Source organism: Carboxydocella sp. ULO1, from assembly GCF_002049255.1.
Lineage (GTDB): Bacteria > Bacillota.
The window spans coordinates 1-631 of sequence record NZ_BDLQ01000086.1; the positions used below are offsets into that span (position 1 = coordinate 1).

The window sequence follows — 631 nt, forward strand, 5'->3', positions numbered from 1 at the left end:
TAACAATCCATTTACCGGCTCCTCGCTTCTTTGCCTGGTCCAGCACGGATGAAATCATATCTGCTAATGTATCTCCCCGAAAAACCTGCTTTGACAGAGCTATATCCGGTCCCTGCACAGTTCCCAGCGGGATTCCCCAGGCTTTGGCTATATCCTGAATTATCGTTTTTGCTTTTGTTCCTGCTTTGTAATACCTGTCGTCCTTACTTTTCGTCAGGTAAATAAGTTTGTCGTAGGCAGTAATCGTGAAGTTCCCCAGCGGATCTGTTCGGTAGTCCCAGACAAAAACAGTACCGCGGAAAACTTCCTTCAAACCGTTCCCCCAATCAGCAAACAAATATATCGGTGTATTTAAACCAACTAACTGGTGAAGCCATTTACCGCTGCTGAACTGCTTATTCTGCAACTCAGCTTCTAATCTGACCGCTAATTCTCCTTCGTTTTCTTCCCATGTAAGACTGCGTAAAAAAGGCGAGAGGTCAATTCTCCCGCCTGAAGGATTTATTGCTATAAGTAAATATGCAATTTTAGAAACATCAATCAATATTACCACCGCCTTTTAGGCGATTCTTAAAATTTGCCCTGGCTTAAGCTTATTTGGGTCTTTTCCGATAACACTTTTATTTTTGTT

Annotated in this window: 1 pseudogene; it reads right to left on the reverse strand. The window is 42.5% G+C overall.

Features of this window, described 5'->3' with window-relative positions:
* Nucleotides 1-544: pseudogene (locus ULO1_RS11175) on the reverse strand (hypothetical protein); the annotation flags it as partial.
* Between the last annotated feature and the right edge of the window lie 87 nt (nucleotides 545-631).